At 30.5% G+C, this 15,911-nt stretch carries 11 protein-coding genes; all 11 read left to right on the plus strand.

Annotated features, from left to right (window positions below; all coding sequences use genetic code 11):
• The first annotated feature begins 5 nt into the window (after positions 1-5).
• Complete coding sequence (locus ACX6CF_RS10535) at positions 6-4,412, plus strand: fibronectin type III domain-containing protein (protein ID WP_458785282.1); 4,407 nt, start codon at positions 6-8, stop codon at positions 4,410-4,412.
• Between the two features lie 34 nt (positions 4,413-4,446).
• Complete coding sequence (locus tag ACX6CF_RS10540; protein WP_458785283.1) at positions 4,447-5,304, plus strand: S-layer homology domain-containing protein; 858 nt, start codon at positions 4,447-4,449, stop codon at positions 5,302-5,304.
• A gap of 99 nt (positions 5,305-5,403) precedes the next feature.
• A complete protein-coding gene (locus ACX6CF_RS10545) occupies positions 5,404-6,156 on the plus strand; it encodes a YwmB family TATA-box binding protein (protein WP_458785284.1) in 753 nt (250 codons plus the stop codon).
• A 108-nt stretch (positions 6,157-6,264) separates the two neighbouring features.
• Positions 6,265-7,521 (plus strand): UDP-N-acetylglucosamine 1-carboxyvinyltransferase, encoded by a 1,257-nt coding sequence (gene murA / locus ACX6CF_RS10550; RefSeq protein WP_458785285.1) that lies wholly within the window; start codon positions 6,265-6,267, stop codon positions 7,519-7,521.
• Positions 7,522-7,587: 66 nt separating this feature from the next.
• Positions 7,588-8,277 (plus strand): hypothetical protein, encoded by a 690-nt coding sequence (locus ACX6CF_RS10555; RefSeq protein ID WP_458785286.1) that lies wholly within the window; start codon positions 7,588-7,590, stop codon positions 8,275-8,277.
• 181 nt (positions 8,278-8,458) lie between these two features.
• On the plus strand, positions 8,459-8,755 hold the full coding sequence (locus ACX6CF_RS10560; RefSeq protein ID WP_458785287.1) for a hypothetical protein: 297 nt from the start codon (positions 8,459-8,461) through the stop codon (positions 8,753-8,755).
• Positions 8,756-8,975: 220 nt separating this feature from the next.
• Positions 8,976-9,422 (plus strand): universal stress protein, encoded by a 447-nt coding sequence (locus ACX6CF_RS10565; protein ID WP_458785288.1) that lies wholly within the window; start codon positions 8,976-8,978, stop codon positions 9,420-9,422.
• A gap of 140 nt (positions 9,423-9,562) precedes the next feature.
• A complete protein-coding gene (locus ACX6CF_RS10570) occupies positions 9,563-10,837 on the plus strand; it encodes a peptidylprolyl isomerase (protein ID WP_458785289.1) in 1,275 nt (424 codons plus the stop codon).
• A gap of 465 nt (positions 10,838-11,302) precedes the next feature.
• Positions 11,303-13,021, plus strand: coding sequence for an ABC transporter ATP-binding protein (locus tag ACX6CF_RS10575; protein WP_458785290.1), 1,719 nt, complete (start codon positions 11,303-11,305; stop codon positions 13,019-13,021).
• A 46-nt stretch (positions 13,022-13,067) separates the two neighbouring features.
• Entirely contained in the window at positions 13,068-14,846 is a 1,779-nt protein-coding gene (locus ACX6CF_RS10580; RefSeq protein ID WP_458785291.1) for an ABC transporter ATP-binding protein, read from the plus strand.
• Positions 14,847-14,982: 136 nt separating this feature from the next.
• Positions 14,983-15,750 (plus strand): N-acetylmuramoyl-L-alanine amidase, encoded by a 768-nt coding sequence (locus ACX6CF_RS10585; protein ID WP_458785292.1) that lies wholly within the window; start codon positions 14,983-14,985, stop codon positions 15,748-15,750.
• Positions 15,751-15,911: the final 161 nt, after the last annotated feature.

Raw genomic sequence — 15,911 nt, forward strand, 5'->3', positions numbered from 1 at the left:
AATATATGAAAAAGAAATTAGTATCGTTAGTTATAATTATATGCATGTTTGTCCAACCAATTAGGGTAATGGCTAATGTACAGATACCAGTAAAAGATATATCAATAGATGATGTTTATTATATTATTGGACAAGATGTAGTTACGGGAAAGCCTATCATTAGACCTACCATGACTGTTAGCTGGCAGGAACCAGATAGTTGGGCTCCTGCTACAGGTTCAGATTATCATACTCCAGATTTTTATGAGCTAAAGGTAAATAATAAAACCTCTGGAGTAGATGAAAACATTAAAATTGATTCAGGAACAGATGCTTTTACAGCCAAGAGTATCAATGTTCATGATGAAATAGTTCTAGATACAGGTTCATTATATGAAGTATTCATACAGCCTTATCACTATCATAGAACAGAAATTGATGGAGAAATAACACAGGTTCTTGCTCCTACAACTGGAGCAGCAAAAAGGGTATATGCAATAACAGATATCAATGTAGAATTAATACCAGAAGATGACAGTATTGAGGTAGTATGGGATGATATTGGATTAGATACATTTGAATATAGAATAGTGTATGCTGTAGGAGATTACTCTAATAGATCCAAGCAAGATCTTATTAATAACAAAGAGGGAGAAATCAATAATCTTAGTGTTGAATCAGGTAAGATACAACAATATTATGATACTGTCAAGAAACGAAATCGTCTAAGATACAAGCTAGAACAGAATATATATCCAGGGCAAATATACTCTGTATTGGTAGAACCTGTAACAGAGTACTATGATAGCAGACCATTGGTTAAGAATGTCAATTATCCATACATTTGGACATGTTCAACTAATATTGACCTAAAAGTATTTGAGGACGGAGAATATGTAAGATTGGAATGGAATATACCTGCAAGCTTTAAAGTAGGTCAAGACCAAAGTGAATATGAATTAGTTGAAGCAAGATTGATGGAATATGTTAATGACCAGCCAAGTAATATTGCGATATTTGATAAAGATGCTGCTACTATGGAGTATTATCGTGTTAGAAGACCAAATCAATCTGTAGAATATCAATTACAGCTGAGATATGAGGCTGTAGGAGATACAAGCAAAATACCAATTGAACCAAAGTCAAAAAAAGTTCCCTTTGTACCGTTGGCGTTAAACATAAAACCAACGAAACCAGTAGTTCCTAACTTAATGACTAAATCAATACTTGAAACCCTTAAGACTAAGCCATTAAATGAGATAAAGGATGAACTGGAGAAAAAATATTTAGTTCCAGGTGACTCATATAATGACAATATAAGTGATCTGTTAGAAGCTAAACGTACCTTTAATGTAGTAGAAGCAGGAGATTCTATAAACTTTGTATGGGGTGCCTTCAAAAGGAAGGATGTAATCAGTTCTTCACCTACATATGGAGATTTAATTACAGATACAGATGTTTATTATGATATATACGTTACTAGAGACTTAGAATCATTAGCAGGAGCTAAAAAAATAGTTGATAGCCAAAAATATGGTAATGCTACACCTAATAATATATTAAAAAATACAACTGATGAAATAGTTGGTTATAAATATAACTTAGAATACTATTATGACAAAGATAAATCAGATCTACAAAGAATAACACCAGGTAATTTATATTATATAAAGATAGTAGCCAATAAAAGATGGGGGAATGAAGAAAAAGTTTCAGAGCCAACGATTGTATCTCTTTACTATGGATATAATGGAGATTCTTTTGAACCGCCATCAGTGGCCAAACCACCTTTAAAAATAAAGGATAAAGATACAACGACAACAGAAGTTGCTATTCAATGGAAAGAAAAATGGTGGGAGGTTATTGCTAAGGACACAGTTGCATATGATACTCTTTCCAGCTGGACCAATCAAGTGTGGGTCATTAATGATAGTGGTACAGCAAAAATCTATACTAAATATGTTGAAGGAGCAGAATATTTCCCAATCTACAAAGACGAAAGTGAGATAACTAGATTCGTTAATTATGTTAAAAATATAGATAGTAGTTTTGATGTATTGAGCAGAAAGATTGATTTGGGTGCAGACCAATTTGGTGTATCTGATGTTAAATATAAATTCCATAAGATTCCATACACTGAAGTTCAAAAAGAAATCAATCTGCAAAAACAAAATGATCCAGATTACTCATTTGTAGATTATTATAATAAATTGATCAGTGATGATAAGAATGGAGTAAATACTATAGGATGGCAGGATATTGAAGTTGAAAAAGATGTAGATGATGCTACTTATCAATATTATAAACAAGATGCATTACTACCAAATACTTTATATCTGTTTATGTTATATCCATATCGAGAATTATATTCTGGTGATCTGGTATTAGCTCATTATCCTACACCAATTGTTGTAGCAACGAAACCAGAAGATTCAGTTGTGAATCCTGACCCAACTGTACCTAGTCTATATATAAATGATTATACAGATACTACTATGACATTGACATGGAAATATGATACTAGTTTTAAATATGAAATTAGATATTCTCTTACAGAAGATGCAGAGAATGCTAAGGTATGGGAATGGAAGTTACCAGAAGATCCACTAGATCCGTTATATCCAACGGATGGAGCTTATTATGAAGTAACAGTAGATGATTTATTTCCTGATACTCAATACTATTTTTGGATTAGAAGTATTCAACCAGTTAATAGTCATGAATCACCATGGAGTAATGTTGCTATAGGGACTACAAAAGACATAGATAATCCGTTACCGCCTAGGGGGATTGGAATAGCTTCAAGTGAAGCTATGAAAAAACATGATTATACTGACAGTGTAACAGAAGACTATATAGGTATAGAATGGCTTTTACATGTGGATGATAAACCTAAGCCAGAAGGCGATAAATCAACAATAGAGAAGAAATTTACATATCTAATGGAAGTAGCGGATAATGGATTGTTTATTGATCCTATATATATCGAAGTTGCTGGCGGAGAGGGAGATCTGAAACCTGATAACGTTGAAATACTAGAAAAATATTTAGTCAAGATAAATAAGCTTATTGGAAATAGATTCTATTATGTAAGAATGAAGACTCGTGTTACAGTTACTGGACCAGAGAAAGGACAGCTTATAGTTAAAGATTCTCTTAGCTTCTCTAATCCAATACGAGTTCTGACCAAGTACTCTAATTCTGAATATGATGGTCATACAGATCCAGAATTAGAAATACTACCAGGTAAGGATTACGAATTAGTATATGATAAAGAGAAAAAGGAGTTAACTTATAGATTTAGAAGTAATGGAACTGGACAAGATGATATGGCTGATAATAATGTGGATCAAAGACTTATTACTAATCTAATTAAGCATAATACTTATGTATATGAGATAGATGTTTCTAAGTATAAGGATAATCCTATTGTCAAGAGAAAAGTACTTATTCCTTATTCAGTTATAGAAGCTTTTGATGCTCATAAAGTTAAGATTCTGGTAAAAGCAGGAGATATGACTCTGGAAATGCCATATGAATCACTAAAAAGCACTATTGATAAACATGTAACACAGTATGGAGCAGCTCCAACTATTAGTATAAATATAGATCAATTCAATAATTATTATGTACCTGAACTTATGCCAGAAGATGCATTGGTTTCAGTAGGTGTTCCTCAGAAACTAGGGATGTACATATCAACTAATAAAGGTACTAATGAAATAAAGTATACTGATAAAGAAATGATGATAAATGTAAAAGCTAAGCCAAGATATGGTTTGTATGGGAAAGAGGTCATCACTTATAGAAAGGATTCAAAATATAATAAGTGGAAAGAGATTGAAGGCAAATATAATACTTATTCTGGTAACGTTACATTTAACACTGGTTCATTAGGAGTATTTGGATTATATATAACAGACCAAGATAAAATGGATACTGTAACACCTACAATTCCTACTCATTGGTCTGAAAGTGCCAGAAAAGAAATTGCTGGTAAATATAAGATAAGTGGGCTTGATAACTATAATCCAGATAATAATATTACGGAGAAACAAATGTTGAATATTATGTATGGTGTATTGACTGAGGAAAGAAATATTGATTTATCAAAATACATAGATAAGAATACTATAAGACATTTGACTAATTCTGGAATAAGTAAAACAGGTACTCATGACAGATCAACAGTTTCAAGAGAAGCTGGATTCAACATGTTTATTAGAACATATGAAATAATGAATGACCAAGTAGTTAAATATGACAGTAATGTCTTTAGTAATCTTACGAAGGATTCTACTATAGATAGTGCCTATAAAGAGAGTATTGCTAAGGCAATAAAACTTGGATTGATTAGTAATGCTAATGATATAAGGGCAAAAGATAGTATGAAGTTTGGAGAAGTATTTAGCATATGGTCTAAGATCGAGTGATAAAAAAATTGTCTAGAGGGGAGGAATTAGTCTAATGAAAAAATACGTTATATCATTAATAATAATAAGCAGTCTATTTATAAACACAATCATTGTGTCGGCGGTTTCAAGTAGAGTTATATACAATTTTACTCAGTATTCTGAGACTAAAGGAGAGATAGAGCTTGCTTGGAATGTTCAAGATAGTAAAGATGAAATACAAGTAATAAGTTATTATTTGACTAAAGATAATGTTTTGGAAGTAACATATCGAGTGGGTGATAACATTCCCGAAGGGTTTAATAAAAGGACTATAGATGGAATCAGTTTTCCGATTAGAATTATTTTGAAAAAGCAAAAGGTGGAACAAGATGTTTTAACTGATTTACCGGAAGATAAAGTCAATAGATATGATATACTTAATCTATATGATAGAGGTATCATTAATGGTTATGAAGATAATTCATTTAAACCAAATAATAATGTAGTTAGAGCAGAATTTTTTGCTATGCTTGCGGCAACAGCTGGTTTTGAGATAGATACTGAATCAGAATCTATATTTAAAGATGTAGATAATAATTTTTGGGGCAAAAAGTATATTATGACTTTGGCTAATAAAGGTATTATATCAGGAAACGGTAATGGGATTTGTAATCCTAAGGGAGATATAACTATTGGAGAAGTCTTAAAGATAATTGATAAAACTTTTAGATTCCATGATGAATCAAGTAGTTATAAAAACCCCATAGTCAATCATTGGAGCAATGAAAATTTTGTCAATATGGCAAAAGCCCATATAGTAAGGGATATAGATGCTTTCTATAGCCCATATAAGCCTAATACGAAGGCTACAAGACAACAATGTGCAACACTTTTATCAAGAGCATTGCAGACTAATTACACCATAAAATAATATTATGATATATAATAATTCATTGCTGTAAATTGAATAAAATATCCCCTAAGTGTTCATACTTTTAATATATTAAAATATGAGATTGGGGGATTTTTTATGTTAAAGAAAATTGCATGTGTCATTCTGGTTTTTGCTACCTTGCTAGTAGCTAACAATGTGGAAAAGATGGTTGTTAATGGAGAAGAAAAGTTACTCACAACTTTTAATGAGGTGAATTTTACACTCTGTGAAACTGACCTGAATATGTGGGGAGAATACAGCAAAAGTTTTATGACTGAAGTAGAAATGAAAAAGCTTGCATTGGAAGTAACTAAAAAGCTAGGTTTAGAACCAGATTATAAGGAAGAATATAATTCTGAAGATTTCAAAAGAGTCTATAGTGTTAATAAAAAAACAAAAGAAGCGGATACAACAATTAAAGTAGTAGAGCTCATTGAAGAAGTTCCTAATAATGGATTGAAGGTAGATAATTATATCATTATTAATCTTGTTCTAAGTGATAAATGTGGAAGTATACTCTACTTCAGAGATAAGATTACTGAAATATTCAAGGAAATGGATATGGATGCAAGAGATAATCTTACTATTACAAGTAAACATAAAGGCAAATTAGATGAATCTAAGGCAAAAGAGATAGTTAAGCAAATTGCAAACAAGATGAGTTGTGAAGTGAAAGATAGTTTTAAGACAGAAAATATATACAGCATTTATGGATATTCTAGATATATTGATGAACATATAATCACTGAAGGTGAGAAAATAAATGTTGATTTGGCATTGACATATAATGAAATAGAAGATACGACCTACTTGTATGCTGCTATTCCTGTTATAACAATTGACTATTAATATTAGATGGATAAGTATATAAGTTTAATTAAATAATTGCTATAGAGCCAACAATTATTTAGTTCTATTCAACTTATTATTATAGCTTATACGAGAGGATAAGATGACTTGGATAAATTAGAGATAATGAAAAGCAATAATTTAAAGGGTAATGTTAGAATAAGTGGTTCTAAGAATGCTGTATTACCAATCATAGCTGCATCTATATTGACCAAAGAGAATTGTTATATAGAAGATGTACCGGATCTAACTGATGTAAAAAGCATGAAAGACATTTTAGTTAATATAGGTGTAGAAGTTAATTGGGATAAGAAAAATAAAATATTAGATGTTAAGGCAGATGAAATTAAATCAACTGATATGACATGTGAAGATATAGGACAGAAGATAAGAGCATCTGTCCTTATGTTAGGTCCTATGTTAGCAAGAGAAGGAAAAGCTAAGATTTGTATGCCAGGAGGCTGTGTCATCGGCAATAGACCTATTGATCTCCATATAAAAGGATTAACTGCTTTAGGAGCAGATATAAGTATTGAACATGGATATATTGAAGCTACAGCAGATAAACTGATTGGTACTAAAATATACTTGGATTTTCCTAGTGTAGGTGCAACAGAAAATATAATGATGGCAGCAGTTAGAGCAGTAGGTAAAACTATTGTAGAGAATGTTGCTGTTGAGCCTGAAATTGTAGATTTGGCTAATTTTTTAGTTAAGATGGGAGCTGATATCAAGGGTGCTGGTACAGATACTATCATTATAAAAGGTGTGCCGAAGCTACAAGGCATTAAGTATCAAATCATTCCAGATAGGATGGAAGCAGGAACATTCATGATAGCAGCAGCTATAACTGGTGGAGATATAACCATCGAAAATGTGATTCTTGACCATATTAATCCTATTATTGCAAAACTTGAAGAAAGTAATGTAACCATTGAGGTTATTGATGATAAAATAAGAGTAAAAAGTAATGGCAAATTAAAGGCGGTAGATATAACGACACTTCCATTTCCAGGCTTTCCAACAGATATGCAAGCTCCTTTTATGGCATTGATGTCTATAGCAGAAGGAACAAGCGTTATAGTTGAGACAATCTTCGAAAACAGGTTCATGCATGTTGGCGAACTGACTAAAATGGGAGCTAATGCAAAGGTAGAAGGTAGAAGCTGTGTAGTTGTAGGTGTAGAGGAATTAATGGGAGCCAATGTATGTGCTTCGGATCTAAGAGCAGGAATGGCTCTTTTATTAGCTGGATTATGTGCAGAAGGAAAAACAATAATAAATGATATGAAGTACATTGAGAGAGGATATGAAGATGTAGTAGAAAAATTTGTTGCCATAGGTGCCAATATAAAAAAATATTGATTTTTAAGAACCAAACCACTTTAAACGCATATATTTATATTGACATATAAATTGGAGGATTTTAAAGTGGATAAATATAAAGACCCTTACCAATATTATTATAATCCTTATTCAGTGGCAGATGAAAGAGATAATAGCTTAGGATACGGCAATTATGGGTATAGAAGAAATGGTTCAAGCCAAAATAGATATAATCAGAATAAATATAACCAAAATGGATACAGTAAAAATGGCGATGACAGAAAATATGACTCTAGAATGTATATGGACCCTAATATGCAGGTTCCTATTCAAATGCCTGTAGAAGATTATAATGGTATGGATGAGATGGACAAAAAGAAGATGAGAGTCCTATATCCTGAAGTATGCAAGAAAATTCAATATTATATTGATGAAGAATGCGACAAAATGGATTATAGCGGAAGTTACATGTATGATGATTATCCAGAAAAAGAGTTCATAGAAATGTTGGCAGATAAAATTTATGAAAAGGTAGAAAAAGACGAAACAATAGATGTTAAGGAATTTAAAGATAAAATTGAAAATGAAGATATAGATAACAATGAAATCGAACCGTCCAGCAAAAGATGTGGATTCTATAGAAAACCTAATAGATGGTTAAGAAATACAATCCAAGTCATGTTAGTAAATGAAATGTATGGAAGAAGATGTAGAAGATCTAGAAGAAGATGTTCTAGAAGACCAATATGTTACCCTAAACCATATTATTATAGATACCCTGATTTTTTTGAATGAAATTGATAGAATATAATTTGATACGTTTTCTTACAGTTGATTAACCAACTAATATCAGTCTAATTTCCTCAAGTAATAAATATGAATGAAGTAGGGAATAATAAAATAAATTTAATATATAAGTTAAATATATATAATTATAGCTTATATTAAAAACTAATATTGCAAGGAGTGACGGTTTGTGAAGTGTAAGGATTCGGATGTTTTTGCTCTAGAAAGTAGTATTGAAAAGATATTGAATACTGGTCAATGGAAAGATATTAAAGAAATTGAGTCAGAATTAAAATCATCGGAAGAAGTAAAATACAAAAATTGGTTTAACAGAAAGAATAATGACTTCAATAGTGAGAATGCAGAAGAATTATTTTATAAAGAGTTAATGGACAGAATGTGCAAATTATTTCCTATGAAATACAAGCATGACGATGAATCTGCTGAATATGGAAGGATAATGGGCCATCATAATAGTATTGAATGAGAACTACTTAAACGTAGTTCTTTTCTATGTTCCAATAGTTTTTTATGACTGTAAATAAGGTCAAAAGCTAAATATAAACAATAATGAATAATTTGTTAACAATTATTGAAGTTTTCTTTAATTTGTAGAATAACATTTTGTTACATGTTATAATGGCACTGTACTTAAGGTAAATCATTTATTGAGAAATTACCTTAAGAGTAATTAAGGGGGCTTGTATATGAGTCAAGAAGTGGAAAAAATATTAGTCTGTATAACTATACAGAAGAACTCAAAAAGGTTAATAAGAAAAGGTGCAGAAATCGCAAATGAGATAAGTGGAGAGCTTCACATACTACATGTGGAAAAAGGGATGAGTATATTCAAGAACGAAGAATCTATTGAGTTATTAGAAGAATTATTTGAGTATGGAAAACAATTAGGTGGAGAAGTCCATTTCCTAAGTGGCAAAGATGTGCCAAATAAAATAGTGGATTTTATTAAAGGAATGCAAATAACTAGGTTAGTTTTAGGTGAAACCATGAGAAGTAAACTTCGTAGATTATTAACAAAAGATATTGAAAGTAACGTTTTAAGTCAAACAAAAGAAGTTGAATTGCTAACACTGAAAAGAAATAACTACGATAAGAAAAAACTCATAAAAGATAAGAAATTATTATCAAATTAATTTTAATTTGATTTTATTGTTAAAATCATTTAAAATATAATAAGCCTAGAGATTGAAATATAATGGTATATATTGTTATTTTATTAATTTATAGTTATATTTTTATTTCACTAAAGAAAATAAAAGGAGTGGCAATAATAATGAAGAAAGTCAACAAGCTTATTTCAGTATGTATAGCGCTTGCAATGGTAACAGTTATGTTCGTTGGTTGCAGTAAAGGTAATGATACTGAAAATAAGGACACAGAAGCAAAAGTAGTAGCGACAATAAATGGTGAACATAATATTAATCTAGGGGAAGTTAATTTACGCTTAAGGCAATTAGAAGCACAATATGAAGGAATGTTTGGACCTGACGTGTGGGATCAGCAACTAGAAGACAATAAGACAGTAGTTGATATAGCAAAAGAAAATGCTTTGTTCTCTGCAAAGAGTGCTAATATACTATCTTTAGTAGCAAAAGAAAAAGGTGTAGAAGTATCTGAGGAAGATGTTAAGAATAATGAAAAATCAGCAGAAGAATTCTACAAACAATATGAAGAACAATTCGGTAAAGATAAAATGGCAGAAGATGGAATAACTTTGGATATTGTTAAGAAACTTCTTGAACAACAAACATTGACTCAAGCTTTATTTGATGAAGAAATGAAGGATTATGAGGTTAATGAAGAAGAACTTAATACTTTATTAGAACAAAGTCCAGAGTATAAAGGATATCAAGAAAATGGATATGACTATTATGCAAAACAAGTAAGAGTAAGACATATCTTATTTAGAACAATAGATGATAGTTATCAACCTCTACCTGAAGATCAAGTTGCAGCAGCTAAAACAAAAGCAGAAGAAGTATTAGCTAAAGCAAAAGATGGAGAAGATTTTGAAACTCTAGTAAAAGAATATTCAGAAGATCCAGGATCAAAAGATAAAGGTGGAGAATATACATTCAGCAGAGCTACTAATTTTGCTCCAGAGTTTATTGAAGCATCATTTGATATGGAACCAGGAGATATTACTGAACTTGTAAAAACACAACATGGATATCACATAATTAAATTAGAAGAAGTAATTGAACCAACTGAAGAAGAAATTCAAGCTCTCAAAGATAAAGAGCAACAAATTAAAGATCAAGCGATAGAACAAATAAAATATCAAGAATTTGATAAGAAGTACAAAGAATGGGAAAAGGATTATGAAGTAGAAGATAAAGAAGACGTAGTTAAGAGTATAGAAGTAAGACAATCTAGAAATGCTGTTGTTGAAGAAGAAAAAGACAGTAATGATACAGATAAGTCAGACGAGACTACAACTGATGATTCATCAAAGGATGATACATCTAAAGATGATACTTCAGACGATAAAACTTCAGACGAAGATACAGCTACAGATGCAGAAGATACTACTACTGATAATAACTAATTCCTAGCAATATGAGTAATTAGATGTATATTTTTACTCTAATTACATAACATATATTAAAAAAGCGCCTGATATAGGTGCTTTTTTTTGATTCAAAAGTAATAATTTAAAGGCTAATGAATATAATATTATAAAAAATATTTGACAAACCAAAAATATTTGTGTAATATTATAAAAGAATTATTATTAATTAATATTAAAAAAGGAGGTAGCGTTATGATTAAAATAAGAATAGTTAAAGACATGATCAACCAATCAACTAATGGTAGTAACAGTGATAAATATAAGATGACCCTGCCTCAGATAGTAGATTAGAATATTTTCTATAATTTGATATTTGAGCCATGGGTTACGTGCCTGTGGCTTTTTTGATATTTTTTATTAAATAACCATGGGAGAATTATGCCCGTGGTTATTTTATTATAGGAAAGTTCTACTATTTTGAGGCGTGTAAGGAGGATAATTATGAAAAGAGTTTTGCATTATATGAGGAAATATTGGTATTTGTATTTCTTTGGTAGTATTGCTTTATTAAGTAGTATAGTTTTAGACTTATTCACACCTATGATAACAGGAACAATAATTGATGATGTTATTGAGGGTGGAGATATAAGCATATTCAAAGGACTTATAATAGCACTTATTGGTATTACGCTAGGAAGGGCTGTGCTTGGATATATAAAAGAGATAATGTTTGATATTGTAGGTTCCAAAATTATATGTGGTCTTAGACAAGATTTATTTGATCATATTCAAAGTCTCTCACTTGGATTTTTTGATAGAAAAAATACAGGAGAGTTAATGTCAAGAATTAAAGATGATGCTGATAGAGTTTGGGAAGGTATTAGTTTTGGATTAATGTTATTTATTGAGATCATAATATACTTTATTATTGCAACAATCTTTATGTTCACAATAAGTGCTAAGTTATCAATATTAGCGTTTGTAACACTTCCTATTATTGCCTACATGGCAATCAAGCTAGAAAAAAAGATAGGGGCTACATATGAGAAGATTAGTGAACAAAATGCAACCCTTAATACAACAGCGCAAGAGAATATAGCTGGTATTAGATTAGTTAAGGCTTTTGCAAGAGAAAGACATGAAATAAAGAAATTTTTGGTACATAATGAAGGTTATTATAAGCTGAATATGGAACAAGCAAGAATATGGTCAAGATTTTTCCCTAGTATTGAAATGCTAACGAATATATTACCTATACTAGTCATTGTATTTGGAGGATCAATGGTAATCGGTGAGGACCTGACAGTAGGTACTTTAATAAAATTTACTGGCTATATGAATATGGTAATCTGGCCTATGAGGTCATTTGGATTTCTTAGTAATCTAATGGCAGAGGCAAATGCATCGGCTAAGAAGATAGATAAAATATTTGTTGAAGATCCGGAAATCAAGAATGCTAATAAACCTGCTAAGTTAGATAAACCTAAAGGTAAAGTTGAATTTAATAATGTATCACTTGAATTAGATGGTAAAAAGGTTCTAGATGATATCAACTTCAAGATTTTACCAAGTAAGACTTTAGCTATCATGGGAGCCACTGGTTCTGGAAAAACATCTATAATCAATCTTTTGGAAAGATTCTATGATACAACAGATGGTGAGATACTGATTGATAATGAAAGAATAAATGATATTGAGTTAACTAATTTACGTGAGAATATTTCTGTCGTAATGCAAGATGTATTTTTGTTTTCAGATACTATAAAAGAAAATATCAGTTTTGGGTATGGAGAATTGTTAACGAATGATGTAGTAATTAATTCTGCACAAAGTGCTAAGGCAGACGATTTTATTGAGCATATGGAAGACGGATATGACACAATCATAGGTGAAAGGGGTATTGGTCTATCTGGAGGACAGAAACAAAGAATTAGCATAGCTAGAGCTTTAGCTAAGGAATGTAAAATAATTATTTTTGATGATTCCACATCAGCACTTGATATGAAAACTGAACATAAGATTCAAAAAGAAATCGATAAGAAAGATGATATTACTAAGATAATAGTTGCTCATAGAATTTCTGCAGTAAAAAATGCAGATGAAATCATTATACTTGAAGATGGAAAGATCGTGGAGAGAGGTAACCATGATTCTCTTATAAAAATGAAAGGCCGTTATTACGATACCCTTAAGGAACAATATGAGGGATTTGCAGTATAGAATTTTGTAGCAGGTAAACATGTAGGAAATATTCGGAGGTGTTAACATGGCAGTAAATAACTTTAGAGAAGATGAGCAATCGGAAAATGTCTTGAAAAAAGTAACAATATTGAGATTGTTCTCTTATATGAAGAAATATAAAAAAGAAATTATTTATGTATTAATAATTATGGGCATAATAATTACAGTAAACGTATTGAATCCTATATTAATGAAAATTGCTATAGATGATTATATTAAAAAGTCTAATGTCAATGGGTTATATGTTATAGGAATTATTGCAATTATAATGAATTTGATAAGTAGATATTGTATGAAGAAAAGGATTGTAATGATGTCACAGGTTTCCAATAGAGTGCTAATGGAAATAAGACAGCAGTTATATGAACATCTTCAGAAATTATCTTTTAACTTCTTTGATAACAGACCTGTAGGTAAGGTATTAGCAAGGGTCATAGGAGATGTTAATTCATTGAAAAGTGTTCTAACCAATAGTGTTATATCACTAATTCCTGATTTTGTAACATTGATAGTTGTACTTATAATCATGTTTGTTCTGAATGTAAAGCTTGCATTAGGTGCATTAGCCTTATTACCATTCTTAGTTTTTGGAATGTATTTTGTGCAGGTAAGAGCACATAGACGATGGCAAGTATTCAGGAAGAAAAATTCTAACATGAATGCTTATACACATGAAAATTTTTCTGGCATTCGTGTAGTCCAGAGTTTTACAGCTGAGAGATATACAAGTAATACATTTAGAGAATTATTAAGCGAACATAGAAAATCATTTATAAGTGCAGTTAAACTTAATGATATTTTCTGGCCAATGGTTGAAATATCTTGGGGTATTGGTACTATCATGGTTTTTATATTAGGTGTAAATATGTCGACTAAGAATGAAATAACTGTTGGTACATTGATTGCTTTTACTACTTATGTTGGTATGTTCTGGCAGCCTATTATGAATCTAAGTAATTTTTATAATCAACTGATAACTAATATAGCAGGGGCAGAAAGAATTTTTGAGATATTAGATACTAACCCTGATATCAAGGATATAAAGGATGCAAAAATAATGCCATCCATAAAAGGTAATGTTACATTTAGTAAAGTTACATTTGGTTATGATGAGAAAGTGAAAGTGTTAAGTGATGTATCTTTTGATATTAAAAAAGGTGAAACAATTGCATTGGTTGGACCTACTGGTGCAGGTAAAACGACTATAGTCAATCTATTAAGTAGGTTCTATGATATTAATGAAGGAATAGTTAAAATCGATGGTATAGATATCAGAGACGTGACTATTGAAAGTTTAAGAAGTCAAATGGGTATTATGACACAGGATACATTTTTGTTCACAGGAACTATTAAAGATAATATTAGATATGGTAAACTTGATGCTACAGATGAAGAGATAATGGAATCGGCAAAAGCTGTTCACGCTCATGAATTTATCGTTAAACTTGAAAAAGGATATGATACAGAGGTTAATGAGAGAGGTACAAAATTATCAGTAGGACAAAGGCAATTGATTGCATTTGCACGAATCATGTTATCTAAACCTAAAATCCTTATATTGGATGAGGCTACTTCTAGCATAGATACACATACTGAAAGATTAGTACAAAAAGGTATTGAGGAATTGCTTAAAGATAGAACATCCTTTGTTATAGCACATAGATTATCAACTATTCAGAAGGCAGATAGAATATTTGTTGTTGATAAGGGGAATATACTTGAAAGTGGTAACCATGATGAGTTAATGAATCAAGAAGGAATATACTATAATCTTTATATGGCTCAATTTGAAGCGATAAGTTAATATTCTACTAATGATTATCTGCAAAATATCTACTATCTAAAGATATTCTGCAGATAAATATTTTTTTGATAAAATCATATGTATAATTTTATTTAAGTGCATATACTAGTAATAAGAATATATGGATGGTTTTGGTATGAAATTAAAGGATAAGTTGGGATATCTTCCTTTGGTGATTGTTGATGCAGGCTATAGTCAACAGATTTATGGTTCTGATGGAATGGCATTACCTATAGTGAAGGATGACAATTATATTAAACGTAGAAAATTTAATAATGATATTATGGATAGATTTATTGAAAAGGCTAAAAATCTAAAATTTATAGTATTGGATGTCGCTCCTGAAGAATATGATATGTCATTGGAAATAAGAATAAATAGAGCTAATGTGAATTATACTACATATTTAAACAAATACGATGATATCTCAGGAGATAGGGCATCTGTTTACATAGCATTACAATATGACCCTAAAGCTTGTAACTGGGATGATACTGATAATAGTTTGAAAATCTTATACTTGAATGATGATACTGAAAGTAGAGACTTAGCTAATCTGATCAACAACCAATTTGATAATATTACTGGAACTATAAGAGCTTCAAATAACTATGTTCTAAAACATCTAAATATGCATGGAATATTAATTGATGTTAGTTTTATGGATTTGAAAGAACAAGTGGATTGGATGCAGAAAGAGGATTTTATTGAAGAAGTGGCTGATAAAATTTTATTAGGCTGTCTTCAATATTTTGGTATCAAAAAGATTGAAGATGTTAATCCTGATTCTAATCTTAGTATTGATAAAAGAATAAGGAAGCTACAAGAAAAAATCGATAAATTAGATAAGAGAATAACTTTATTCGAAGAGAAAATAACTGATTTTGATAAATTTATTAAATAATAACCTGTAAAGGTATCAGAATTATTAATTATGTATTATTTTCTACTATGAAAATTTCATTTTAAATAGTATAATGATAGTAATAGAGTTTGAATTTCCTGAACATAAAATGATAGCTCATAATTATTTATAAAAATATTTATTTGGGGGGATTTTATAGA

The organism is Vallitalea sediminicola (genome assembly GCF_054408565.1).